We start from the raw sequence: 23,044 nt of genomic DNA, 5'->3' as shown, positions 1-23,044 counted from the left end.
AACAGCCCGTCCTGGAACTTTTCCTCCTCCGAATCTGCCTTCTTCCTCCGCTTCGGAGACGCATTCCTCTGCTTCGGCAGATGCAGCCCGTTTTCCTGCTCCTGCTTGTAGCGGGTGTGGTTGAGGAGAAGTAGACGATCCAGGATTTCGATCTGGACTAAAGGATCAATGGTGAAACGGGCGCCCTGCCGCGTTTCGTGGAAGTCGTGACGCAGGTCGAGGTCAGTCCAGCCGTACGCCTCGGAAACAGCCTCATCCACCTCGACATGTGCCGCGCGGAGGGCGTCGATATCTGCTGCTCGCTCGGCCTGATTGTGAACGAGGTTGTAGAGCTTGGTCAGTCCGATGCCCCGAGCGATCATGGCGTCACGCTGGGTTCTCTCCAGCGTGGCCCCGGCTGCGGTGAGGCGGTCTGTCGGGGCGGGGTGCGGAAAGGTCTCGTACACGTCGGAAGGCGAGTAATTGAGGTCTGCCTTCATGGTCGAGGAGCGCTTCCATGCCCATGATGAGTGGAAAGCGCTGGACAGTACGGCTAGTTGGCCTGCGTCTTCTGTAGTGAACACGCAGAGTTTGTGTGCAAGTACTTGGTTGGCCGCGACTCGTGCTGGCATGACTGTACGGCTGACCAGTGTCATCGCGATTGCATGGTCAAGGTTGGCGATCGCCTTATAGAGATGTGGTGCGCGTTCCGCGTACTGCCACCAGCGCTCACGTCGCGCAGCACGCTTGTTCTGGGCCCGCACGGGCTTGACGTCCCGCTCCACGATGGCGAACACGTCCTCGTATGTGGCCGCCTTCTCCTGTGACCAGTCGTGGAAGTTGATGACCCACCGGCTGGCCGAGCAATCCGGTCGCGAGTTGAGGTCCTCGCCGTTGAGGTAGGGGAACAGCACGTCCTTGTTGCGCGGGTCCTTGGCGATGAGTTCCCGCGCCTGCTCCGGCGTGAGGATGAAGCCCTTGCCCAGGACGTACGACCCGATGAAGGACTGCCCGGCGTTCGCCGCCAGGCGGTACGGCCTGCCGGTCACCCGGGACTGCGGGTCCAGACTCGGGGTGATGCCGCGCACCTCGTTGCCGTCCAGAATCGGCTTCTCGTCCTCGCCCACCTGTCCGCCCAGCCACAGCAGGGAGACCTCCAGGGCCGCCGTGCCGGGCCAGGGCTGGGACTTCACCGCGCGGTAGACCGTCCATCCGTTCGCGGTCGCCTGGTCGAGGCCGACCTCGCGGGTGTCGCCCTGGGCGATGGTGTTGGTGGCGATGATGCCCGTGCGGCGCTTCGGGGCCAGGGAGAGGTTCCGCAGCAGGAAGTAGGAGCACAGGTCGGCGCTGCCGCGCACGCCGTTGCCGACGCGGTTGACCAGGTATTCGCGGTAGTCCGTGCCGAGGGCGCCGGTGAGCTTCTGGCCGCCGATGAACGGCGGGTTGCCGATCACCGCGTCGAAGCCCTTCGAGCTGCCGACGCCCATGATCTCGGGGAACTCCAGGGGCCAGTGCAGGGGCCTGACCGGCTCCTTGCGGGGGCCGCGCAGCCAGCCGTCCACCATCTCCCGCGCGCGTTCCGCCGAGGCAGAGCCGGGGCCGTCCACCATGGCCGCCACGACCAGTTCGGCCACCGCCGCCAGGCGGTTCTCGTACGCCGCGGCCTTGGCGTCCTGCTTGGCCGAGCGGAACGCGGCGGCGCCCCGCTTGCCGCCGACGTTGGTCTCGCCGGTCAGGTCCTCGGCCTCGTCGTCCGAGATGCCCTCGGCGGCGAGCGCCGCGCCCACCACGGCGTCGGCCGCCAGCCGCAGCCGCTCCGACAGCTCCTCCGCCTCGGCCAGCTTCTCCGCCTTCGCGCGCACCGAGCGGATGTCGCTGACGGGGGTGGCCTCGATCTCGCGGCGCAGCCCGGCGGCCCGCGACAGCAGCGTCTCCGTCACGTCCAGCGCCCGCGACACCTCGTCGCTGAGCTGCCGTGCCCCGGAGTCCAGGTGGAACGCCCTGATCTGCTCCAGATCGACCGTGCCGACCAGCGAGTCGCCGCACCGCAGCGCGTGGTCGAGGAAGGAGAAGGGCCGGTCCTTGGCGAGGGTGATCAGCCACAGCGACAGCTTGGCCAGCTCCACGGCCATGGGGTCGCGGTCCACGCCGTACAGGCACTGGTCGGCGACCAGGCGGCGGGCGATGCGCAGCAGCTCCTCGCGGTCGCCCTCGGCCACGTCGCGGCCGATCTCGGCGGGCAGGCCGTCGCGGAGCCAGGCGTCCACCACGCGGTCGGCCAGGTAGCGGCAGGCGGAGACGAGGAACGCGCCGCTGCCCATGGCCGGGTCCAGTATCCGCAGCGCCAGCAGCTCGTCGGCCCGCTTCGCCCGCCACACGCCCGGTTCGGTGCCGCCGTCCGCCGGACCGGGGGAGAAGCACAGGGGGGCGAGGGTGTGCTCGACTATCTCCTCGGCGAGGACCTTGGGCGTGTAGTGGGTGCCGGTGTCGCGGCGGTCGCTGGAGCGGACCATCACCACCGACCCGGCCGGGAAGACCATGAGGTGGTCGCGCAGGTCCCTGCGTATGAGCCCGGCGAAGGGGGCGACGCGGGAGGACAACCGCTCGTCGTTGTCGCAGGCGGCGTCGAGGTCGGCGGTGACCGCCCCGGTTGTTCGGGCATCGAGTGCGCGCCGTATGCGCAGCGGTGTGGCGCCGGCCGCCTCGGGGAGCTTCTCCTCCAGCACGCCCGCCGCCGCCCACTCCTCCAGCGCGGACAGCGTCAGCACCGCCTCGTACCTGCCCTCCAGGCCCAGGTAGGGCTCGTGGGCGCGGATGCAGCCGTACTCCAGCAGGCCCTCGTAGACATGGCCGATCTGCTCCACGTCCAGGCCCTTGTAGGACAGGGCCTCACGGCCACCGCCCCGGCGGCGCAGCGTCAGCAGCGCGTCCAGGATCTTGTGGACGACCCGGTCGGTGACCTTGGCGGCGGCCAGCCAGGGGAAGCGGTCCGGGTCGAACAGCGAGCCGCCGTAGGGCGGGATGCGCAGCGCGTCGTGGACGCAGCCGCCGTGGACGGCGGCGAAGACCGCCAGCAGGCGCGGCCAGACGGCGGCGCGGCGGTCGCCCAGCTCGTCGCCGTGGCGGGACTGCTGCTCCTCCAGGGCGTCCAGCAGCGGCGAGACGGCGTAGGAGGTGTCGTACAGCCCGTCCCCGGCGGGCAGCAGGCGCTGCTCCTCGGCGTAGAGGAGGAAGACCAGGCGCATCATGACCGTCAGCGCGCCCTCGTACACCCGCCGGTCGCCCACCCCGGCCAGCAGCCCGCCGCCGGACTCGCGGTCCAGCCGCGACAGCTCGGCCACCAGCAGGGAGACGGCCTGGCGGACCTGGCGGCCCAGGGTGTCGGTGACCTCGGACTGCCGCTCGGCGGTACGGGTGAACAGCGCGGCGAGCGAGGAGGTGAGGCCGCCGTCGCGGTCCCGCTCGGGGAGGGCGGCGCGGCGGGCGTGCAGCAGGCTCGCGAACGCCCGCAGCAGCAGCGGTTCCTCCAGCCACAGGTCGGCGTCGAAGACGGCCAACGCGCGGGCCTGCTTCGGGCGGGCGTGCACCAGCGCCCACTCGCGGCCGTTGGTGAGCACCGCCAGCGGGACACCGTGGCGGCGGGCGGTGTCGGCGGCGTGGTCGGCGGGGGAGAGGTCCTCGCCGCGGGCGGCGGTCAGGGACTCGTTCCAGCCGGCGCGCAGCAGCAGCACCCGCGGCCGCACGCCGGTGCCGTCGCCGGGCGCGGCGGGGCCCATCAGCACCGCGTCGGGGGTGTACTCGCCCGCACGCAGCGACTCGGGCAGCGCGGCGCCCTCGCGCAGACCCGGCGTCCAGCCCAGCAGTTCGCCGGTGACCAGCTTCTCCCAGGCGGGGCGGAGCAGGTCCGGATCCTCCTGGACCTCCTCCCAGGCCTGGCGCAGCCGGGCGCGGGACTCGGCCGGGACGTCGTCCAGACCCTGCGGGAACACCTCCGTCAGCACCGGCAGCGAGACGAACGGGCCGTCGGGGCGGAGCAGCCTCAGCCAGTCCTCGTGCTGCTCCGCGGGGGTGGGGGCCAGGGCCCCCCGGGGGATGCGGCGTCGTGCGGGCGGCATCAGCGGCGGTCTCCACGTGCGAGGGCGGACGGGACGAGGAAGGTGACGGCGACGGGGAACCAGCGCGGCACCGGATCGGCCCAGCGCAGGCGCAGCGCGGCCGTCTCGCGCTCGGCGATGCCGGGGATGGCGCGCAGCCGCTCCTGAAGCGCCTCGCGGTCGGCGCGCAGCTGGCGGCGCTCCTCGTCGGCCTCGAACAGGGAGCCCTGCTCCCAGTGGCCACGGTCGTCCAGGCGGTCGCGGATGGAGCGCTCCAGCTCGGCCAGGACCGCGCGTACGCCCTCCACCTCCCGCTCGCAGTGCCTGGCGAGGACGGTCTCCAGAGCGCGGAAGCGGGTGTTCGCGCGGTTGCGCAGGGCGCGGGAGAGGCGGTCCTCCAACGCGGGCCACAACCCGGAGAGTTCGGTGAGCACACCCTCGGCGGGCGGCTCGTCGGTCGCGGCGGCCAGCCAGGCGTCCACCTGCTCGCCGCGGGCGGTCTCCAGCCGGCCCGCCTCGATCGCGCCGCCCGCGGCGATGACCTCCTCGTGCAGGCGGGCGCCGCCGCTGCCGGAGATCACCACCCGGCCGTGGGCGACCACGGCCGGGGTGCGCAGCAGGTCGCCGGGGACGACCCGGGCCGTCACCCGGGACAGCCTCGCCTCCTTCCCGCCGGACCACAGCTCGGCGCGGAGCAGCCGCAGGCACATCCGCACCAGGCGGTGGCCCAGGTGCAGCAGCACCACGTCGGTGCGGTCGCGGGCCTCGGTCTCGTCGAAGACGGCGAGGCGCTCGGCGCCGGTCAGCGGGTGGCGCAGGCCGTCGTTGCGGGCGTGGGCCCAGGCGCCGGGCAGCTCCGGCAGCCGGAAGCAGCGGGCGCCCCTCCCGGCCGGGTCGGGGACCTCGGCCAGGTCCTTGCGGTGGGCGAGCAGCAGCGCGGTGCGCACCACGCGCTCGACGGTGGCGGGGGTCAGGTGCAGGGCGTCGCGGCTGCCCGCCAGCTCGCCGACCAGCTTCTCCAGCTCCCGCGCCAGGTCCCGCTCCACCTTCAGCACGGCCCGGCCCGAGCGCTTGGTGATCTCGGCGTCGGCGGACGACCAGTCGGCGCGGCGGCCCAGCATCTTCTGCTCCACGCGGGCGGCGATGACCTCGCCCGCGCTGCCCAGGTCCTCGCGGATCGCCTCGGTCTTGCGGGCGGCGACGGCGAGGAAGTGCAGCTCGTCCTCCAGGGTCCCGTCGTCGTGCGCCGACTCCTCCGGCACCGCCATCAGCGTGGCCTGGCCCTCCGGCGCGGTGCGGGACGAGCCGCGGGTGCCGCGCAGCGGGGCGCCGCGCTCCGGTCCCGAGCCCTGCGCGGCCCGCTGCCAGCCGGCGGGCACGAAGTGGAAGACGTCCACCTGCTCCGCCCGCTGGCCGTGGCGGTCCACGCGGCCGTTGCGCTGCTCCAGGCGGTTGGGGTTCCAGGGGATCTCCCAGTGCAGCAGGCGGTGGCAGTGGGCCTGGAGGTTGATGCCCTCGCTGGCGGCGTCGGTGGCCAGCAGGACGCGGACGGGCGACAGCGACGGATGCTCCTGGAAGACCGTCTTGATGTGCTCGCGCTCGGCGGGATCCTGGCCGCCGTAGAGCTGGGCGATGCGCTCGGCCGGGTGGCCGGCGGCGACCAGCCGGTCCAGCAGCCAGCGCTGGGTGTCGCGGTACTCGGTGAAGACGATGACCCGCGCCTCCTCCCACGCGCCCTTCGGGCCGCCGGGGCAGACGATCGGCTCCAGCCACGCGCGGAACGCGTCGAACTTCGCGTCCGGGCGGCGGGCCGCCTGGCGGGCCCACGCGGACAGCTCCCGCAGCAGGCCCTCCTCACGGGTGGTGAGGGGGCGAGTCAGGCCGCGCACGGCCGTCAGCGCTCGCTCGGCGGCCTCGGCGTGCTCCTCGTCGCTCTCGGCGGTCTCCTCCACCCGGTCGATCAGCGGGCGCAGGACCCTCTCGGCCCGGTCGCCGGAGGCGCGGGAGGCCGACGGCAGGCCGTCGGCGGTGCCGGTCATCGTCTTCAGGTGGACGTCGATCGTCTCGGCGAACGCCTTCGGGGAGGACAGGAAGCGCTTCTTCAGCAGCGTCGTCACGAAGTCGGCGGCCGTGCGCTCGGCCCGTCCGGCGCCGCCCTCACGGCGGGAGCGGGCGTACTCGGACAGCTTCGCGTAGGCGCCCCGGGCGTCCTCGCCGTAGGCCACCTCCAGGGCGTGCGGGACGCGCCCGGGGAAGCGGGGCTTTCCGTTCCAGGCGGGCGGCAGCTCCGACTTCAGGCGGCGCACCATCACCCGCTTCAGCTGCTCCTGCGAGGGGCGCACGCCGCGGGCGAAGCGGTGGTCGTCCAGCAGCTCCAGCAGTGCGGTGAAGGACTCCAGATAGCCGTTGTGCGGAGTGGCCGAGAGGAACAGGCGGTGCTCGCAGTGCGGGGCCAGGGCGCGGACGGCCCGGGTGCGCTGCGAGTCGACGGCGTACCGGCCCGTGCCGGAGGGCGCGCAGGTGTGCACCTCGTCCACCACCAGCAGGTCGAAGGCGCGCGGGTACTCCGGCACCGGCGGCAGCACGTCGCGCAGCATCCGCAGCGGGCGCTCGCGCTTGAGCCAGTCCACGGAGACGATCAGGCGCGGGTAGTGCGTCCAGGGATTGGCGTACAGACCCCGGGAGCGGCGCAGCTCGCGCAGCAGGCGGCTGTCGACGATGCGGAAGTCCAGGCCGAACTTGTCGCGCATCTCGTCCCGCCACTGGAGGGTCAGCCCGGCGGGGCAGACGATCAGCATGGTGCGGGCGCGGTGGCGCAGCATCAGCTCCTGCATCACCAGGCCCGCCTCGACGGTCTTGCCCAGACCGACGTCGTCGGCGATCAGCAGGTTGGTGCGCGGCATGGACAGGGCGCGCACCACCGGATCGAGCTGGTAGTCCTGGATCTCCACGCCGGAGCGGAACGGCGCCTGGAGGGCGGTGCGGTCGGCCGAGGCGACGGCGCCCCAGCGGACCGCGTCCAGGAAGGCGTCCAGACGGCCGGGCGCGTCGAAGCCGGCGGCGGGGGAGGGCAGGGCGTCGCGCTCGTGGACGACCGGGCGCTGCTCCAGCTCCCACACCACCCGTAACTCCTCGTCGCGGGCGTCGTCCTCGACGGAGACCAGCGCGACGAGGTGGGGCGCGACGGCGTCGGCCAGGCGGGCCGGGTCCTCGCCGGCCACGGTGGAGCGCGTCACCCCGGAGACGACCCACTGGCGGTTGCGGACGGTGACGAGCTGACCGGGCGCGGGGACGGGAGGACGGTTGTCGGAGCCCGCCCGGCCCCCGGAGACGGTTCCCGCGGTCGCACCGGCCATCTGTCCCAACTCCCCCATATCGCACAGCTTTTCGCACCACGGCGGCGTCCGCGCGAGACGCGTCCCGCCGTGGCACTGGGGAAGCTTACGGCCTATCAGATGATGTGCACCTGGGAGCAGTGGTCATTCCCGGACTCCTCCACCCCCACCCCGCCGATGCGCCCTGACGGGATCTCCGCAGGGAATCCGCGGTGAAAACGCCATCCGCCCCGCGGGCGGCGTGCGGTGCCGGGGCGCACGTACTCCGCCACACCCGGTCCCGGGCTGTTCCCGCTGTGCCCCGCCCGGTGCCGGTTCCGCTCTCAGCCCGCACCCGGCTGTCCGGCCGCCCGCGGACACAGTTAGCGGGCGGCCCAGGCGCCGAAGGCGCGGGCGGCGGCCGACACCGCGGCTCCGGCGGTGCCGACGGACGCCCCGGGGCCGGCGGCCAGATCGAGCGCGAGGGGCGCGGCGTCCGCCGAGCCGTCCACGGCGATCCGGCAGTCGACCGAGGCCAGGGGCATCGCCGTGCCCGGCGGCGGGAGCACCAGGACGGCGAGTTCCGCCCCGCGCAGGGCGGTCCCGGCATTCTCCAGGGAGCCGGAGACCTCCCGCGCCAGGAGGCCGGCGTTCTCCTCCAGCGAGGTGGGGTGCAGATCGAACCGCTCATCGAAGGACACGGCCCCGAAGCCGCGCAGCGCCGTGACGCGGACGCCCAGCGTCCTGGCGCTGCGAATGCCGTGGCGGTGCAGGACGTAGACGGCGGTCATGGCCGCTCGCAGCGCCTCGGCCACCGGGCCGTCCCCGCCGCGGGGAATCCGCCACCGCCACCGGCGGCTCTCCAGGCGGTGCGGCGCATGCCCGTGCGCCAGCGCTTCGAGCCCGGCACCCGGAGAATCGCCCAGCAGCCACCATCCGCCGTGGTCCACGGCGAACAGGCGGCCAGCCTCGTCCACGGCGAGCAGCGAGTCGCCGTCCGTGCGGCCGAAGGGGAAGAGCCGTAGGCCGAGTGCCCCGGCCAGTTCGCCGAACGTCCGGTGGGCGTGCCGGGCCAGAGCCGGATCGACGACGGCCCCGGTGGCCGCGCAGTCCCTCCCCGCCCTGGCGGGCGGTACACGCAGGCCGTGGAACTCCCGGAGCGCCCGCTCCGCCGAGGGGAAGAGTTCCCATCGGGCCGGGTGCGGGCCCGAAGCAGGGGAGACCGTGCTCAACACTTCCAGCAGCGCCGTCATCGCCTGATCCTGCACGTCCCGGCCGGGAGTCCAGCCACCGGCCCGCAGTGCCGGGCGCTCCTCCACGGGTTCCACGGCGCCCATGAGATCCACGGGGGCCGCCCTCACGCGCTCAGGATCTGCACGGACAGCCTCTCCATGAGGGCCGTGCACGAACGGCATGGCGGGGTCGGCTGCCCGTGCTCGGGGTCGCCCTGCTCGCGGATCTTCCGGCACATGATCGCCGATCCCTCGAAGTGCGGGCGCGCCTCGTCGAGGGTGGTCGTACGGCCGTCCGCACGCTCCTGGTCCAGACGCCACAACTGGTCGGAGACGAGCGCGGATTCGGCGCAGTGGCCGATGAACGGCTCCCGGCGCTCAGGGGGGAGCGAGTCGAAGAACTCTCGTACCGCCGGGTGCAGTTCGGGCCGCCCGTCCCCGGTCAGGTTCGTCTGGCTCACGACCGTGCCCCGGACGAGCAGGGAGGCGGCGACGCCGGGAATGCCGTCAGACATGGAAGTCCTCCGCGTCCTGGACGTCGCCCTTTTTGAAATTCCAGAGGGCCTGTAGCGAATCGTCGGCCAGATAGTAGTTCCCCGTGTGGTGCACGACGAAGAAGCGACCTTTCTCATCCACCACCATGACGGCGCCGTCATAGGAGTCGTAGCCCAGTGGAAAGACTCTCTCTCCGAGTTCACGGGAAAGCTCCTCGATCTCCTCGGCGCCTCCCTTGTAGGGGAAACCGGGATCCGCGAAGAAGTGGTTCTCCGGGCTCTCATGGAGGAGGATCTTGAGGCCTCCGTAGTTTTTGACGAAAGTATGCGCGTACTCCGAGGGGGACCAGGAGATCCCGCACTCCACCGCCTGCTCCTGGGCCTTTCGGATGAGTTCGTCCGCCTCGGTCCCGATGTCACGCTCAGGGCTCCACCCGTAACGGCGAAGCCACGCCTCTGCGTCCCGCCGCCCCGAAGAGGAATTCATCGATCTTCCACCCTTTCCACTTCCTCACTTGTGGGCCTTCACTCCGAGGACGGGGAGCATGTGTTCACACGATGTGCACGGCGGTTTGTAATCTCCGTGGAATATCGTGCCGTCCCGTGTCTGGATGTCTCCTATCTGTCGGCTGTGGACCAGGGCTCCCGACAGCGCTTCGCGGGCGTCCTCCACCGTACGGATCCTCGTCCCGTCAGGATCGATTTGGTGGAGCCGGTCGGAGATGAGGGAGACTTCCGCGCATTTCCCGTGGCCGATTCCCTTGTCCAGCCCCTTCGCCGAAATCTCCGCCTCGGCCTGTCTCAGCGCGTCCGTGACGGCGGGGTGGGTTTCGGGGAGCTTCATGCCGTGTTTCTTCGTGGTGCTGGTGTGCGAGGTGACGACACCGTCGTGCAGGAGGCTACCCGAGCACCCCGAGACCAGCCGGTCCTTCCCTGCCGGGTAGTCGCCCTTCTCCCTCACCGGTTCGTCGCGCGCCGCGTTGGCCAGGGTCAGCGACTCCTCCTCCAGGACCCGTACGCGCTCTTCCTGGGGCAGGTGGTCCACATGCAGCGCGTCGCCCCGGTGGTGCCGCATCTTTCCGGCGCTGCGCCCGTGCCAGTCGGGCTGCGGGTTCATGGGGCGGCGCTCGGGCCGCCCGTCGTCCCCGCCTCCGCCGCCCGGCGGCCCGCCTCCGCCCGGCCCGCCCCCGCCCGGGCCCTTCCCCCTGCCACCGTCGGTGCCGTCGCCGGTCTTGATCCTGTCGAAGGAGTCCTTGGTGCGGCGGTCGTTCTCCTTGTGGGAGTCGGCGATGCCGCGCACCCCCTTGGGCAGGGCCCCGCCGAGGTGGTCGCCGAGCTGTTTGGTGGCCTTCTCCAGGGCGTCCATGCCCCGGTCGGCGACCTCGTTGACGAGGTTGGCGATCTCGTCCCGGCCGCGGGTGCGGCCCTGGTGCCCGCGCGCCTTGCCCAGCTTCCCGGAGGTGCGGCCGTTGAGGGAGCCGGCGGCGGTGTTGAGCCTGGTCGCGGCCCGGTCGTGCTCGCCCTCGTCGATGTCCAGGGTGCCGATCAGCCCGCCCAGCCTCGGCAGGCCGGGCCCCGGGCCGCCGCCGTCGGCGGAGGCCAGGTTCCACCCCTGCTGGAGCCCCTCCCTGCCCGCGTCGCCGACCTTGTCCATGTCGACGCCGTCCTGGGTGCCCAGCCCGTTGGCGGCCAGTTGCACCACCAGCTCGGCGGCCATGTTCTCCAGCGCGGCCACCGCCGGCTCGGACATCGCGGTGACGATCTCCTCCACCGCCAGGTCCGCGGCCTCCTTCAGCGCCCGCTTGACCGCGACGCGGCACGCCTGGATCGCGCCCGCGCTCAGCAGGGTGGACAGCCCGGCGGTGAACGGGGCGGCGGCCAGTCCGATGCCGATGGAGGCGGCCAGCGCGATCAGCTCGCCGACCGCCACCGCCTTGCGGCCCGCGATCAGACCGGCCGCCTCGTCCAGCGCGTCGGCCAGCACCCGGGCGGCATCGCCCAGATCCCTTCAGGTGCTTGCCGTTGACCTTGCCCCAGTAGCCGTTCAGCGCGCTCAGCGCCTCGCTCTGCCCGGAGGAGATCAGCCGCTCCATGCCCTTGTGCGCGGCCTGGGCGTCCTCGTCGACGTCGTCGGCGAAGTCCCGCAGCTCTTTGGCCATGTCGCGGTAGTCGTCCTCGTCGACGTTGGGCCGGCCCGCGCCGATGATGTCGAGCATCGCGTCGGCGCCCTCGGGCAGCGCATACCCCACGGCCCAACTTCCCCCGCAAATAGGCCGGTCCGCGCTGTGGTCTTACGGTCATCATGCCGCAGCGGGGTGACACGGAGCCTTGGGGAAACCTCCGGGAGGGCCCGGTACGGGAACGCTCCGGCCGCACATGACGGCCGGGGCGACCGACAGCGGTACGGCCGGGGCCCATGTGGCCACCGGGGCGGGCCCGACGGGGGCCGGACCGCGCAATCGGGCCCTGTCGGCCGGCGGATCATGGCCGGTTCCGGCGTGCGCCGGGGTCCGCACGGGCGGCTCTCCGGGTCGCCTGGCGGAGGGGAACACGCGCCGGGGCGCGCGACGTCTCACGTCACCGCGCCGCCGGTCTGTCCGGGCCGTCTGGCCGGGAGCCGGCGGGAGCCGCCGGGGGGCCGACGACTTCCCGGACGCAAGTTCCTGTTGTCGCCAGTGAGGAGAGTCCGGATTCCGTCCGGTGTCCTTGTGGCCGGAGTGTGAATGCCTGAGCCTTGACCTTCACACTTCCCGCCATTCCGGAGGTTTGTCATGTCTCAGGCAACTTTGACACGGGCTGACGAGATCGTCGCCGCCTGGCTCGACGGCGCGGAGAGCTCCCACGGCGAACTCAACCCGGCCGGCCCGCTGTACGTGGGCGGCGCCGCCACCGAGGCCGCGCTGGTGGACGCCACCGACGCCCTGTTCACCGCGTGCAGCAGCTGCACCGGCTCGCTGACCACCTTCTGCTGCTGACCGGCGCCACCATCGCCCCGGACGACGCCGGGCCGCCGTCCGGGGCACCACCGGAGGACCTCTCCCGCCGCGGCGCGGCCGCGGACACCGACAGGAGCGAGCAGGCCATGACAGACGTCACCGGCAGGCAGGACACCCCGGCCGAGACCGGCCACTTCGAGGCGCCGGTGGCCGCCTGGACCGCCGGTTTCCCCGCCGAACTGCGCCGCCGCCTGGCGGCCGTGCCCGGCCTGAGCGAGGCGGAGCGGACCCTGATCGCGACCACCGCGCGCACCGCCCAGCTCGCCTCCCTGCAACGCAAGCTCAACCGGCTCCTGCTGCTGGAACTGCGGGCTCACAGCCTCGCGGGCGCCCTCCCCGGCACGGACGGCCGCGAACGCTGGGCGGCCTTCCAGGACCGGGCCCGGACCCCCGAGTTCCGTGAGCGCCTGGAGACCCGGTACCCCGGCCTCGGCGAGCGCGTGGCACGCGCCACCGCCCCCCTGGCGGATGCCGTCGCCGAACTCGCCCGGCGCCTGGCCGGCGACCGCGACCGGCTCCCCGCACTCCTCGGCCGCCCCGCCGGGCGGCTCACGGCCCTCCGCCTCGGTGCGGGCGACCCCCACCGGGGCGGGCGTACCGTCGCCCACCTCGCCTTCGAGGGCGGCAGCGTGATGTACAAGCCGCGCCCCCTGGACACCGACGCCGCGCTGGAGCACCTGCTCGTCCGCCTCTGGTCGCACCCCGGCGCGCCCGGCGGCCCCCGTCCGCGCACCCCGCGTGCGCTTCTGCGCGACGGCTACGGCTGGACCGCCCACGTTCCGCACCGCTACTGCGCCGACGAGGCCGAACTCGCGCAGTACTACCGCACCCTGGGCCACTGGCTGGTCCTGATGCGCCTGACCGGCGGCACCGACCTGCACGCCGAGAACCTCATCGCCCACGGCCCCGAGCCCGTCGTGGTGGACGCCGAATGCCTGTTCACCCGGGATGTCCCGCCCGCCGAGGACAGCGGGCGCGGGGCCGCGGTGGACGCCGCCGCCGCCGTCATCCGGCGCACCGTGCTGCGCACCGGCATCCTGCCGACCCGGATGGGTGGTTACGCCATGGGCGGCACCGACCTCTCGGCGGCCGGGGCGATCCCCGGACAGCAACCCCTGATACCGGTGCCCGTCATCACCGGCGGCGGCACCGACGGCGCCCGGATGGACACCGAACTCATCGCACCGCCGCCCTCGGCGAACCTGCCCGCCGCCGAGCCGGCCCTGTTCCGGCACTGGGACCGTGTGCTGGACGGATTCCGCGAACTGACCGCCCATCTGCACCGGATGGACTCAGAGGGCGGCGGACTGCCCGAGCTGCTGCGGCCGTTCACCGGCTGCCGGGTCCGGAACCTGCGCCGCGGCACCCAGGCGTATGTCGACATCGGCCGGATGCTGTGGCACCCGGCCTCCCTGCACCGTCCGGATGAGGCCCGGCAGCGGGCCCGCGAGGTACTGCTCGGCAACGCCCGGGCACTGCCCGGCGCGCCGGACTCCCCCGAGACCATCGAATCGGAGATCGAGGACCTGCTCACCGGCGACATCCCGGTTTTCACCGCCGTGGTGGACGATGCGACGATCCGGCACGCCGTGGCGGACTGGCGCAGCGCGGACCTCCGGATGGAGGAGTCCGTCATCCAGGGGGCCCTGGTGGGCGCCTACCTCAACGAACGCACCCTGCCGCCCCGCGTGCGGGCGGACCTGCCCGCCCCCCGGCACGACGGACTGGAGCGGCGGCGGCGCGCCATGGCGGCGGCGATCGTGCGGACCCTGTGCGAGGAGGCCGTCACCGGTGAGGACTCCACCGTCACCTGGGTGAGCCCGGTGCTCACCGGAGTCGGCTGGGCCATCCGCCCGCTGTCGGCCGAGCTGTACACCGGGCAGGGAGGCGTCGCGGTCGCCCTGGCCGGATACCTGCGGGAGGCGCGGTGCGGCCGGGCCGACCCCGTACCCGGACTCGAAGGCGTCCTGGAGGGCGCACTGCGCGTGCTCGCCGCCACCGAGGACACCACGGCCACCGCCTTCATCGGCGGCTACACCGGCATCGCCTCCCAGGTGTGGACGTGGACCGAGCTGTACGGGCTGCTCGGCGACGAGGCCCACCTGGCCCGTGCCCGGCTCCGTGCCGCCGCGCTCACCCCCGAGCTGCTCGACGAGGACACCGACCTCGACGTCCTCGGCGGTGCCGCCGGGGTGATCGTCCCGCTGCTGAACCTCGCGCACCTCACCGGCGAGGAGCGGTGGCTGGCCACCGCCGCCCGCGCGGCCCTCCGTCTGGAACGCACCGCCGTCCGCGACGACCGCGGAGCCCGCTGGTCCACCGCGCTCTTCGCCGAAGGCATCGGCGGTTTCGCCCACGGCGCCACCGGCATGGGCTGGGCGCTGCACCGACTGGCCCTCGGCGAGGCCGGCACCGACGCCGACCGCCGCCGCTGGCGCGAACTGGCCGGGGCCGCCTTGTCCTACGAGGAGTCGCTGTGGGACCCGGCGGCCGGCAACTGGCACGACGCCCGCATCGGCAGCCAGCAGGACCACGCCACCGCCTGGTGCCACGGCAGCGCCGGCATCGGCCTGGCCGCCGTCGACCTCTACCACCGCACCGGGGACCGCGCCCACCTGGTCAACGCCCACCGCGCGGCGGCGGCCGGCCTGGCCGACGGCTTCGGCTGGAGCCACACACTGTGCCACGGCGATCTGGGACTCATCGAGCTGCTCACCCACCTGCGCGCCCTGCCCGCGCCCGACCCCGGCCCCGGCGCCGCGCCCGTCCCGCCCCCGGTCCGCGTCCCCGACGCCCGGGACCTGCTGGCCGGGCTGCTCACCGACCTCGAACACCGCGGCCCGGTCGGCGGACTGGCCCGGGAGTCCTTCTCCCCGGGGCTGATGCCCGGCCTCAGCGGGGTTCTGCACCTGCTGCTCCGCCTCACCCCGGAGGGCACCGGCCCCGGACGCCCCCGCACCCCGCTGCTCCTCACCGCCCCCGGGGGCCGGAGCCCGCTCTAGGGAGCGGCATCCGGGGCGGCCGGACGGGGGAGCGGAGACCGCAGGGCCCGGCACCGGTTCTCCGCCGGCGGGTGCGCAGGATTCGCCGGTGCCCCGGCGGGGTACCGTCATGGGTCCGATTGGCATCGGCGATGCCCCGTGTGGCAGACTGTCCGGGTTGCTCGGTTGAGTGCCGATGCTGCGCGCCTCCCGCCGGGAGGACCGGAAGCGAGTCCCAATGTATTCGTCGCCCCTCGTCAGGGGCGGAAGTACGGGAATCTTCCGGGAAGCGTGGGCGGGGTACCGACCAGGCGCCCGGTGGGTTTCCTCCCCCGGTTCCGCGGTCTCGCGCACCGCATCCCCGAGCAGGGAAATTCCAGGATTTCCATGGTGGCGGGAATGCGACACGCCCGACCGCGTGGGTCGGAGGAGAGCGTGGTCCCGCCGGGTCCCAGAGCGTGACGAGAGACAGGACTACGAAGTAGCCATGGCGGGACAGAAGATCCGCATCCGGCTCAAGGCCTACGACCACGAGGTCATCGACACCTCGGCGAAGAAGATCGTCGAGACGGTGACCCGTACTGGTGCGTCGGTCGCGGGCCCGGTGCCGCTGCCCACAGAGAAGAACGTGTACTGCGTCATCAAGTCGCCGCACAAGTACAAGGACTCGCGCGAGCACTTCGAGATGCGCACCCACAAGCGCCTGATCGACATCCTCGACCCGACGCCCAAGACCGTTGACTCGCTGATGCGCCTGGACCTGCCGGCCGGCGTCGACATCGAGATCAAGCTCTGAGAGGCCCGGTAGAGATGACCACCAAGCAGATCAAGGGTGTCCTGGGCGAGAAGCTCGGCATGACCCAGGTCTGGGACGAGAACAACCGTGTCGTCCCGGTCACCGTCGTCAAGGCCGGCCCCTGCATCGTCACCCAGGTGCGCACCGCAGACCAGGACGGCTACGAGGCCGTCCAGATCGCCTTCGGCGAGATCGACCCGCGCAAGGTGAACAAGCCCCTCAAGGGCCACTTCGCCAAGGCCGACGTCACCCCGCGCCGCCACCTGGTGGAGCTGCGTACCGCCGACGCCGGCGAGTACACGCTCGGCCAGGAGATCACCGCCGAGGTGTTCGAGTCGGGCGTGAAGGTCGACGTCACCGGCAAGAGCAAGGGCAAGGGCACCGCCGGTGTCATGAAGCGCCACGGCTTCGGCGGCCTCGGTGCCGGCCACGGCACGCAGCGCAAGCACCGCTCCCCCGGCTCCATCGGCGGCTGCGCCACCCCGGGCCGCGTGTTCAAGGGCCTGCGCATGGCCGGCCGCATGGGCAACGAGCGGGTCACCACCCAGAACCTGACCGTCCACGCCGTTGACGCGGAGAAGGGCCTGCTGCTCATCAAGGGCGCGGTTCCTGGTCCGAACGGCGGCCTCGTCCTGGTCCGTACCGCGGCCAAGGGGGCCTGAGGTAACCGATGAGCACCATTGACATCCTTTCGCCGGCAGGCGACAAGGCCGGGACCGTCGAGCTCCCCGCGGAGATCTTCGACGCGCAGGTCAGCGTTCCGCTGATCCACCAGGTCGTCGTCGCACAGCTGGCCGCTGCCCGCCAGGGCACGCACAAGACCAAGACCCGCGGCGAGGTCCGCGGCGGCGGCAAGAAGCCGTACCGCCAGAAGGGCACCGGCCGCGCCCGCCAGGGTTCGACCCGCGCCCCGCAGTTCGCCGGCGGTGGCGTCGTGCACGGCCCCGTGCCGCGCGACTACTCGCAGCGGACCCCGAAGAAGATGAAGGCCGCCGCCCTGCGCGGTGCCCTCTCCGACCGGGCGCGCCACGGCCGCGTCCACGTCGTCACCGGCGTGGTCGAGGGCGAGATCTCCACCAAGGCCGCCAAGACCCTGTTCGGCAAGATCAGCGAGCGCAAGAACGTGCTGCTGGTCGCCGAGCGGAGCGACGAGGCCGCGTGGCTGTCCGCCCGCAACCTGCCCCAGGTCCACATCCTGGAGCCGGGCCAGCTGAACACCTACGACGTGCTCGTCTCCGACGACGTGGTCTTCACCAAGGCCGCCCTCGACAGCTTCGTGGCCGGCCGCAAGGCCGCCCAGCACGAAGGGAGCGAGGCCTGATGGCCGAGACCACCGTCACCAGCAAGACCTTCTCCGACCCCCGCGACATCCTCGTGAAGCCGGTGGTCTCCGAGAAGAGCTACGCGCTGCTGGACGAGAACAAGTACACGTTCGTCGTCGACCCGCGTGCCAACAAGACCCAGATCAAGCAGGCCGTCGAGGCGGTCTTCTCGGTCAAGGTCACCGGGGTCAACACGATCAACCGCCAGGGCAAGCGCAAGCGCACCCGCACCGGTTACGGCAAGCGCGCCAACACCAAGCGCGCCATCGTGACCCTCGCCGAGGGCGACCGTATCGACATCTTCGGCGGTCCGGTCTCCTAACGGAGGTCGCACCGTCCGATATCGGACGAGGACTGAGAAATGGGTATCCGCAAGTACAAGCCGACGACCCCGGGCCGTCGTGGCTCCAGCGTCGCCGACTTCGTCGAGATCACGCGGTCCACGCCGGAGAAGTCGCTGGTCCGCCCCCTGCACAGCAAGGGCGGCCGTAACAACGCCGGTCGTGTGACCGTCCGCCACCAGGGCGGCGGCCACAAGCGCGCCTACCGCGTGATCGACTTCCGTCGTCACGACAAGGACGGCGTGCCGGCCAAGGTCGCGCACATCGAGTACGACCCCAACCGCACCGCGCGCATCGCGCTGCTGCACTACGTCGACGGCGAGAAGCGCTACATCATCGCGCCGGCCGGCCTGAAGCAGGGCGACCGCGTCGAGAACGGCCCCGGCGCCGACATCAAGCCGGGCAACAACCTCGCGCTGCGCAACATCCCGGTCGGTACCACCATCCACGCCATCGAGCTGCGGCCCGGCGGCGGCGCGAAGTTCGCCCGTTCCGCGGGTGCCTCCGTGCAGCTGCTGGCGAAGGAGGGCCGCATGGCCCACCTGCGCATGCCGTCCGGTGAGATCCGCCTGGTCGACGTCCGCTGCCGCGCCACCGTCGGCGAGGTCGGCAACGCCGAGCAGTCGAACATCAACTGGGGCAAGGCCGGCCGTATGCGCTGGAAGGGCGTCCGCCCGACCGTCCGCGGTGTGGTCATGAACCCGGTCGACCACCCGCACGGTGGTGGTGAGGGCAAGACCTCCGGTGGTCGTCACCCGGTCTCGCCGTGGGGCAAGAAGGAAGGACGTACTCGCTCGCCGAAGAAGGCCAGCAACAAGTACATCGTCCGCCGCCGCAAGACGAACAAGAAGCGCTAGGAGGCGGGTTTTCGATGCCGCGCAGTCTCAAGAAGGGGCCTTTCGTCGACGACCACCTGATCAAGAAGGTGGACGCACAGAACGACGCAGGCACCAAGAACGTCATCAAGACCTGGTCCCGCCGCTCGATGATCGTCCCGGCCATGCTGGGCCACACGATCGCGGTGCACGACGGCCGCAAGCACGTCCCGGTGTTCGTCACCGAGTCGATGGTCGGCCACAAGCTCGGCGAGTTCGCGCCGACCCGCACCTTCCGCGGCCACGAGAAGGACGACCGCAAGTCGCGTCGTCGCTGATCTGCGGAAGTAGCGAAGACCTATGACTGACACCGAAGGGACAACCATGGAAGCCAGGGCCCAGGCGCGGTACATCCGCGTCACGCCCATGAAGGCCCGCCGCGTGGTGGACCTCATCCGTGGCATGGACGCCACGGAGGCTCAGGCGGTCCTGCGTTTCGCCCCGCAGGCCGCGAGCGTGCCCGTCGGCAAGGTGCTCGACAGCGCCATCGCCAACGCCGCGCACAACTACGACCACACGGACGTCGACAGCCTCTACATCTCCGAGGCCTACGTCGACGAGGGCCCGACCCTGAAGCGGTTCCGGCCGCGCGCCCAGGGCCGCGCCTACCGGATCCGTAAGCGGACCAGCCACATCACGGTGGTCGTCAGCAGCAAGGAAGGAACCCGGTAATGGGGCAGAAGGTCAACCCGCACGGGTTCCGGCTCGGCATCACCACGGACTTCAAGTCCCGCTGGTACGCCGACAAGCTGTACAAGGACTACATCAAGGAAGACGTCGAGATCCGCCGCCTGCTCACGCAGGGCATGGAGCGGGCCGGCATCTCCAAGGTGGAGATCGAGCGCACCCGTGACCGCGTCCGCGTCGACGTTCACACCGCCCGCCCGGGCATCGTGATCGGCCGCCGCGGCGCCGAGGCGGAGCGCATCCGCGGTCGGCTGGAGAAGCTGACCGGCAAGCAGATCCAGTTCAACATCCTCGAGGTGAAGAACCCGGAGACGGACGCTCAGCTGGTGGCCCAGGCCGTCGCCGAGCAGCTGTCCTCCCGCGTCTCCTTCCGCCGTGCGATGCGCAAGTCGATGCAGAGCACGATGAAGGCCGGCGCCAAGGGCATCAAGATCCAGTGCGGTGGCCGCCTCGGCGGCGCCGAGATGTCCCGCTCCGAGTTCTACCGCGAGGGCCGGGTCCCCCTGCACACCCTGCGCGCCAACGTCGACTACGGCTTCTTCGAGGCCAAGACGACCTTCGGCCGGATCGGTGTGAAGGTCTGGATCTACAAGGGCGACGTCAAGAACATCGCCGAGGTCCGCGCCGAGAACGCCGCCGCCCGCGCCGGCAACCGCCCGTCGCGCGGTGGCAACGACCGCCCGCGCCGCGGTGGCGAGCGCGGCGGCCGCGGCCGCAAGCCGCAGCAGGAGCGGACCGAGGCGCCCAAGGCCGCCGAGGGCACCGCTGCCGCTCCGGCCGCCGAGAGCACCGGCTCTGCCGGGAAGGAGGCCTGACCGTCATGCTGATCCCCCGCAGGGTCAAGCACCGCAAGCAGCACCACCCGAAGCGCAAGGGCATGGCCAAGGGCGGCACCGAGGTTGCTTTCGGCGAGTACGGCATCCAGGCCGTGACCGCTGCCTACGTGACGAACCGGCAGATCGAGGCAGCTCGTATCTCCATGACCCGTCACATCAAGCGTGGCGGCAAGGTGTGGATCAACATCTACCCGGACCGTCCGCTGACCAAGAAGCCCGCCGAGACCCGCATGGGTTCCGGTAAGGGTTCGCCGGAGTGGTGGGTCGCGAACGTCAAGCCCGGTCGGGTGATGTTCGAGCTGTCCTACCCGAACGAGAAGATTGCTCGTGAGGCGCTCACCCGCGCTGCTCACAAGCTTCCGATGAAGTGCCGGATCGTGCGGCGCGAGGCAGGTGAGTCGTGATGGCGGCCGGTACCAAGGCGAGCGAGCTGCGCGAGCTCAGCGACGAGGAGCTCGTCGTCAAGCTGCGCGAGGCCAAGGAGGAGCTGTTCAAGCTCCGTTTCCAGGCGGCGACCGGACAGCTGGAGAACAACGGCCGGCTGAAGGCCGTCCGCAAGGACATCGCCCGGATCTACACCCTGATGCGTGAGCGCGAGCTCGGCATCGAGACGGTGGAGAGCGCCTGATGAGCGAGACGAATGTGACTGAGACTGCAGAGCAGAACCGCGGCTTCCGCAAGACCCGCGAGGGTCTGGTCGTCAGCGACAAGATGGACAAGACCGTTGTCGTCGCCGTCGAGGACCGCGTCAAGCACGCCCTGTACGGCAAGGTCATCCGCCGTACGAACAAGCTCAAGGCGCACGACGAGCAGAACGCCGCGGGTGTCGGCGACCGCGTTCTCCTGATGGAGACCCGGCCGCTGTCCGCGACGAAGCGCTGGCGCGTCGTCGAGATCCTCGAGAAGGCCAAGTAATTCCCGAGATCCCTTCTCGGGACGAGTTCCGCCAGGCTCGGCGAGGTGCGCGCGGTGAGCGCGCACCCGCCGGGAACCGGCAGACGATCAGGAGATAGACGTGATCCAGCAGGAGTCGCGGCTGCGTGTCGCCGACAACACGGGCGCGAAGGAGATCCTTTGCATCCGTGTTCTCGGTGGCTCCGGCCGCCGCTACGCGGGCATCGGTGACGTCATCGTCGCCACCGTCAAGGACGCGATCCCCGGTGGCAACGTGAAGAAGGGCGACGTCGTCAAGGCCGTCGTCGTGCGCACCGTCAAGGAGCGCCGCCGCCCCGACGGCTCGTACATCCGCTTCGACGAGAACGCCGCCGTCATCCTCAAGAACGACGGCGACCCCCGCGGCACCCGTATCTTCGGCCCGGTGGGCCGTGAGCTGCGCGAGAAGAAGTTCATGAAGATCATCTCCCTCGCGCCGGAGGTGCTGTAACCGATGAAGATCAAGAAGGGCGACCTGGTCCAGGTCATCACCGGCAAGGACAGGGGCAAGCAGGGCAAGGTCATCGAGGCCTACCCCCGCGAGGACCGTGTCCTGGTCGAGGGTGTCAACCGGGTCAAGAAGCACACCAAGGCCGGCCAGACCGCTCGCGGTTCGAAGACCGGCGGCATCGTGACGACCGAGGCCCCGATCCACGTGAGCAACGTTCAGCTCGTCGTGGAGAAGGACGGCAAGAAGGTCGTCACCCGCGTCGGTTACCGCTTCGACGAGAACGGCAACAAGATCCGCGTTGCCAAGCGGACCGGTGAGGACATCTGATGACTACCGCCACGAACGTGCAGCCGCGTCTGAAGACGCGCTACCGCGAGGAGATCGCGGGCAAGCTGCGTGACGAGTTCAAGTACGAGAACGTCATGCAGATCCCCGGTCTCACCAAGATCGTGGTCAACATGGGTGTGGGCGAGGCAGCCCGCGACTCCAAGCTGATCGAGGGCGCCATCCGCGACCTCGCCACGATCACCGGCCAGAAGCCGGCCGTGACCAAGGCCCGGAAGTCCATCGCGCAGTTCAAGCTGCGCGAGGGCCAGCCGATCGGTGCCCACGTCACCCTGCGGGGCGACCGGATGTGGGAGTTCCTGGACCGCCTGCTGTCGCTCGCGCTGCCGCGCATCCGCGACTTCCGCGGTCTGTCGCCGAAGCAGTTCGACGGCAGGGGCAACTACACCTTCGGTCTCACGGAGCAGGTCATGTTCCACGAGATCGACCAGGACAAGATCGACCGGGTCCGAGGCATGGACATCACCGTGGTCACCACGGCGAACACCGACGAGGAGGGTCGCGCCCTGCTGCGTCACCTCGGATTCCCCTTCAAGGAGGCGTGAGCCGTGGCGAAGAAGGCTCTGATTGCCAAGGCCGCCCGCAAGCCGAAGTTCTCGGTGCGTGGCTACACGCGCTGCCAGCGCTGCGGCCGACCCCACTCCGTCTACCGCAAGTTCGGCCTGTGCCGCGTGTGCCTTCGTGAGATGGCCCACCGCGGCGAGCTGCCGGGCGTCACCAAGAGCTCCTGGTAGGTCCGCGCAAGCGGACCGCAGGAACTCTCGGTAAGAGCATCCTGGCCGGCGAACGCCCTCCCCGCGTGCCCTAGGCTTGTGGGTTGGGCGCTCGCCGCCCATGACCGTCTTACTACGCCGTAGGTCCCCGCACCGCACCCGTCCCGTCGCGTTCCGCGTACGGGGAGAGGGACGGAGCAGACAGGAAACCCCGGCGAGAGAGGCCGAAGGCCATCACATGACCATGACCGATCCGATCGCAGACATGCTGACGCGTCTGCGAAACGCGAACTCGGCTTACCACGACACCGTCGTGATGCCGCACAGCAAGATCAAGTCGCACATCGCGGAGATCCTCCAGCAGGAGGGTTACATCACCGGATGGAAGGTCGAGGACGCCCCGGTGGGCAAGAACCTCGTCCTGGAGCTCAAGTTCGGTCCGAACCGCGAGCGTTCGATCGCCGGCATCAAGCGGATCAGCAAGCCGGGTCTGCGGGTCTACGCAAAGTCCACCAACCTGCCGAAGGTGCTCGGCGGCCTGGGAGTGGCGATCATCTCCACCTCCCACGGGCTCCTCACCGACAAGCAGGCTCAGAAGAAGGGCGTGGGTGGGGAAGTCCTCGCCTACGTCTGGTAACGGAAGGGAACGGAGGTA

24 protein-coding genes are annotated in these 23,044 nt (G+C 71.3%); 18 read left to right on the top strand and 6 right to left on the bottom strand.

All coding sequences use genetic code 11. The features are described 5' to 3' along the window. The 6 genes from ACLIYP_RS13410 to ACLIYP_RS13385 all read right to left on the bottom strand — a co-directional run. Window positions 1–4,094, bottom strand: a 4,094-nt coding sequence (locus ACLIYP_RS13410) for an Eco57I restriction-modification methylase domain-containing protein (RefSeq protein ID WP_412713345.1), incomplete at its 3' end; no start/stop codon positions are given. Beyond that, window positions 4,094–7,429, bottom strand: coding sequence for a DISARM system SNF2-like helicase DrmD (drmD, locus tag ACLIYP_RS13405; protein WP_412713344.1), 3,336 nt, complete (start codon window positions 7,427–7,429; stop codon window positions 4,094–4,096). The genes drmD and ACLIYP_RS13410, both read right to left, overlap by 1 nt. Before the next feature lie 341 nt (window positions 7,430–7,770). After that, window positions 7,771–8,748 (bottom strand): SUKH-3 domain-containing protein, encoded by a 978-nt coding sequence (locus ACLIYP_RS13400; RefSeq protein ID WP_412713343.1) that lies wholly within the window; start codon window positions 8,746–8,748, stop codon window positions 7,771–7,773. Beyond that, window positions 8,745–9,134, bottom strand: coding sequence for a YwqJ-related putative deaminase (locus tag ACLIYP_RS13395; RefSeq protein ID WP_412713342.1), 390 nt, complete (start codon window positions 9,132–9,134; stop codon window positions 8,745–8,747). Before ACLIYP_RS13395 ends, ACLIYP_RS13400 begins: the two co-directional genes overlap by 4 nt. Continuing rightward, window positions 9,127–9,600 carry an SUKH-3 domain-containing protein gene (locus ACLIYP_RS13390; protein WP_412713341.1) on the bottom strand — a complete coding sequence of 158 codons (474 nt, stop codon included), beginning with the start codon at window positions 9,598–9,600 and terminating at the stop codon, window positions 9,127–9,129. Before ACLIYP_RS13390 ends, ACLIYP_RS13395 begins: the two co-directional genes overlap by 8 nt. A 24-nt stretch (window positions 9,601–9,624) precedes the next feature. After that, the gene (locus tag ACLIYP_RS13385) at window positions 9,625–11,097 is read right to left on the bottom strand and encodes a YwqJ-related putative deaminase (protein WP_412713340.1); all 1,473 of its coding nucleotides are present in this window, start codon (window positions 11,095–11,097) and stop codon (window positions 9,625–9,627) included. 787 nt (window positions 11,098–11,884) lie between these two features. On the opposite strand from ACLIYP_RS13385, the gene ACLIYP_RS13380 reads away from it, so the two are divergent. The 18 genes from ACLIYP_RS13380 (at window position 11,885) to rpsH (ending at window position 23,026) form a co-directional block, all read left to right on the top strand. After that, a complete protein-coding gene (locus tag ACLIYP_RS13380; RefSeq protein ID WP_412713339.1) occupies window positions 11,885–12,088 on the top strand; it encodes a DUF6229 family protein in 204 nt (67 codons plus the stop codon). Beyond that, entirely contained in the window at window positions 12,046–15,111 is a 3,066-nt protein-coding gene (locus tag ACLIYP_RS13375) for a type 2 lanthipeptide synthetase LanM family protein (protein ID WP_412713338.1), read from the top strand. The genes ACLIYP_RS13380 and ACLIYP_RS13375 overlap by 43 nt, the downstream gene beginning before the upstream one ends. Window positions 15,112–15,577: 466 nt before the next feature. Next, window positions 15,578–15,886 (top strand): 30S ribosomal protein S10, encoded by a 309-nt coding sequence (gene rpsJ, locus ACLIYP_RS13370; RefSeq protein ID WP_004571821.1) that lies wholly within the window; start codon window positions 15,578–15,580, stop codon window positions 15,884–15,886. 14 nt (window positions 15,887–15,900) lie between these two features. Further along, a complete protein-coding gene (gene rplC / locus ACLIYP_RS13365) occupies window positions 15,901–16,548 on the top strand; it encodes a 50S ribosomal protein L3 (RefSeq protein ID WP_412713337.1) in 648 nt (215 codons plus the stop codon). A gap of 8 nt (window positions 16,549–16,556) precedes the next feature. Further along, a complete protein-coding gene (rplD, locus tag ACLIYP_RS13360) occupies window positions 16,557–17,207 on the top strand; it encodes a 50S ribosomal protein L4 (protein WP_093660595.1) in 651 nt (216 codons plus the stop codon). Further along, window positions 17,207–17,530, top strand: coding sequence for a 50S ribosomal protein L23 (gene rplW / locus ACLIYP_RS13355; protein WP_093660597.1), 324 nt, complete (start codon window positions 17,207–17,209; stop codon window positions 17,528–17,530). The genes rplD and rplW overlap by 1 nt, the downstream gene beginning before the upstream one ends. A 39-nt stretch (window positions 17,531–17,569) precedes the next feature. Beyond that, the gene (gene rplB / locus ACLIYP_RS13350; RefSeq protein ID WP_412713336.1) at window positions 17,570–18,406 is read left to right on the top strand and encodes a 50S ribosomal protein L2; all 837 of its coding nucleotides are present in this window, start codon (window positions 17,570–17,572) and stop codon (window positions 18,404–18,406) included. Between the two features lie 14 nt (window positions 18,407–18,420). After that, entirely contained in the window at window positions 18,421–18,702 is a 282-nt protein-coding gene (rpsS, locus tag ACLIYP_RS13345; protein ID WP_093660601.1) for a 30S ribosomal protein S19, read from the top strand. A gap of 46 nt (window positions 18,703–18,748) precedes the next feature. Next, window positions 18,749–19,096, top strand: coding sequence for a 50S ribosomal protein L22 (gene rplV / locus ACLIYP_RS13340; protein WP_028420772.1), 348 nt, complete (start codon window positions 18,749–18,751; stop codon window positions 19,094–19,096). Continuing rightward, complete coding sequence (gene rpsC / locus ACLIYP_RS13335; RefSeq protein WP_093660603.1) at window positions 19,096–19,926, top strand: 30S ribosomal protein S3; 831 nt, start codon at window positions 19,096–19,098, stop codon at window positions 19,924–19,926. Before rplV ends, rpsC begins: the two co-directional genes overlap by 1 nt. Before the next feature lie 5 nt (window positions 19,927–19,931). Further along, window positions 19,932–20,351, top strand: coding sequence for a 50S ribosomal protein L16 (gene rplP / locus ACLIYP_RS13330; protein WP_093660605.1), 420 nt, complete (start codon window positions 19,932–19,934; stop codon window positions 20,349–20,351). After that, on the top strand, window positions 20,351–20,575 hold the full coding sequence (gene rpmC, locus ACLIYP_RS13325) for a 50S ribosomal protein L29 (protein WP_031510591.1): 225 nt from the start codon (window positions 20,351–20,353) through the stop codon (window positions 20,573–20,575). The genes rplP and rpmC overlap by 1 nt, the downstream gene beginning before the upstream one ends. Beyond that, the gene (gene rpsQ / locus ACLIYP_RS13320; RefSeq protein WP_093660607.1) at window positions 20,575–20,862 is read left to right on the top strand and encodes a 30S ribosomal protein S17; all 288 of its coding nucleotides are present in this window, start codon (window positions 20,575–20,577) and stop codon (window positions 20,860–20,862) included. The genes rpmC and rpsQ overlap by 1 nt, the downstream gene beginning before the upstream one ends. A gap of 100 nt (window positions 20,863–20,962) precedes the next feature. After that, on the top strand, window positions 20,963–21,331 hold the full coding sequence (rplN, locus tag ACLIYP_RS13315) for a 50S ribosomal protein L14 (RefSeq protein WP_055718836.1): 369 nt from the start codon (window positions 20,963–20,965) through the stop codon (window positions 21,329–21,331). A 3-nt stretch (window positions 21,332–21,334) separates the two neighbouring features. Beyond that, window positions 21,335–21,658, top strand: a complete 324-nt coding sequence (gene rplX, locus ACLIYP_RS13310; protein WP_093660609.1) for a 50S ribosomal protein L24 — start codon at window positions 21,335–21,337, stop codon at window positions 21,656–21,658. Further along, complete coding sequence (gene rplE, locus ACLIYP_RS13305; protein ID WP_206348893.1) at window positions 21,658–22,221, top strand: 50S ribosomal protein L5; 564 nt, start codon at window positions 21,658–21,660, stop codon at window positions 22,219–22,221. Before rplX ends, rplE begins: the two co-directional genes overlap by 1 nt. A gap of 3 nt (window positions 22,222–22,224) precedes the next feature. Further along, window positions 22,225–22,410, top strand: coding sequence for a type Z 30S ribosomal protein S14 (locus ACLIYP_RS13300; protein ID WP_097230640.1), 186 nt, complete (start codon window positions 22,225–22,227; stop codon window positions 22,408–22,410). A 217-nt stretch (window positions 22,411–22,627) separates the two neighbouring features. Beyond that, window positions 22,628–23,026, top strand: coding sequence for a 30S ribosomal protein S8 (gene rpsH / locus ACLIYP_RS13295; protein ID WP_093660615.1), 399 nt, complete (start codon window positions 22,628–22,630; stop codon window positions 23,024–23,026). The last annotated feature ends 18 nt before the right edge of the window (window positions 23,027–23,044 follow it).

The organism is Streptomyces nanhaiensis (assembly GCF_046614825.1).
GTDB classification, from domain to species: domain Bacteria; phylum Actinomycetota; class Actinomycetes; order Streptomycetales; family Streptomycetaceae; genus Streptomyces; species Streptomyces radiopugnans.
The sequence above is the reverse complement of the archived record's forward strand: the minus strand, read 5'-3'. Positions and strand labels throughout refer to the sequence as shown.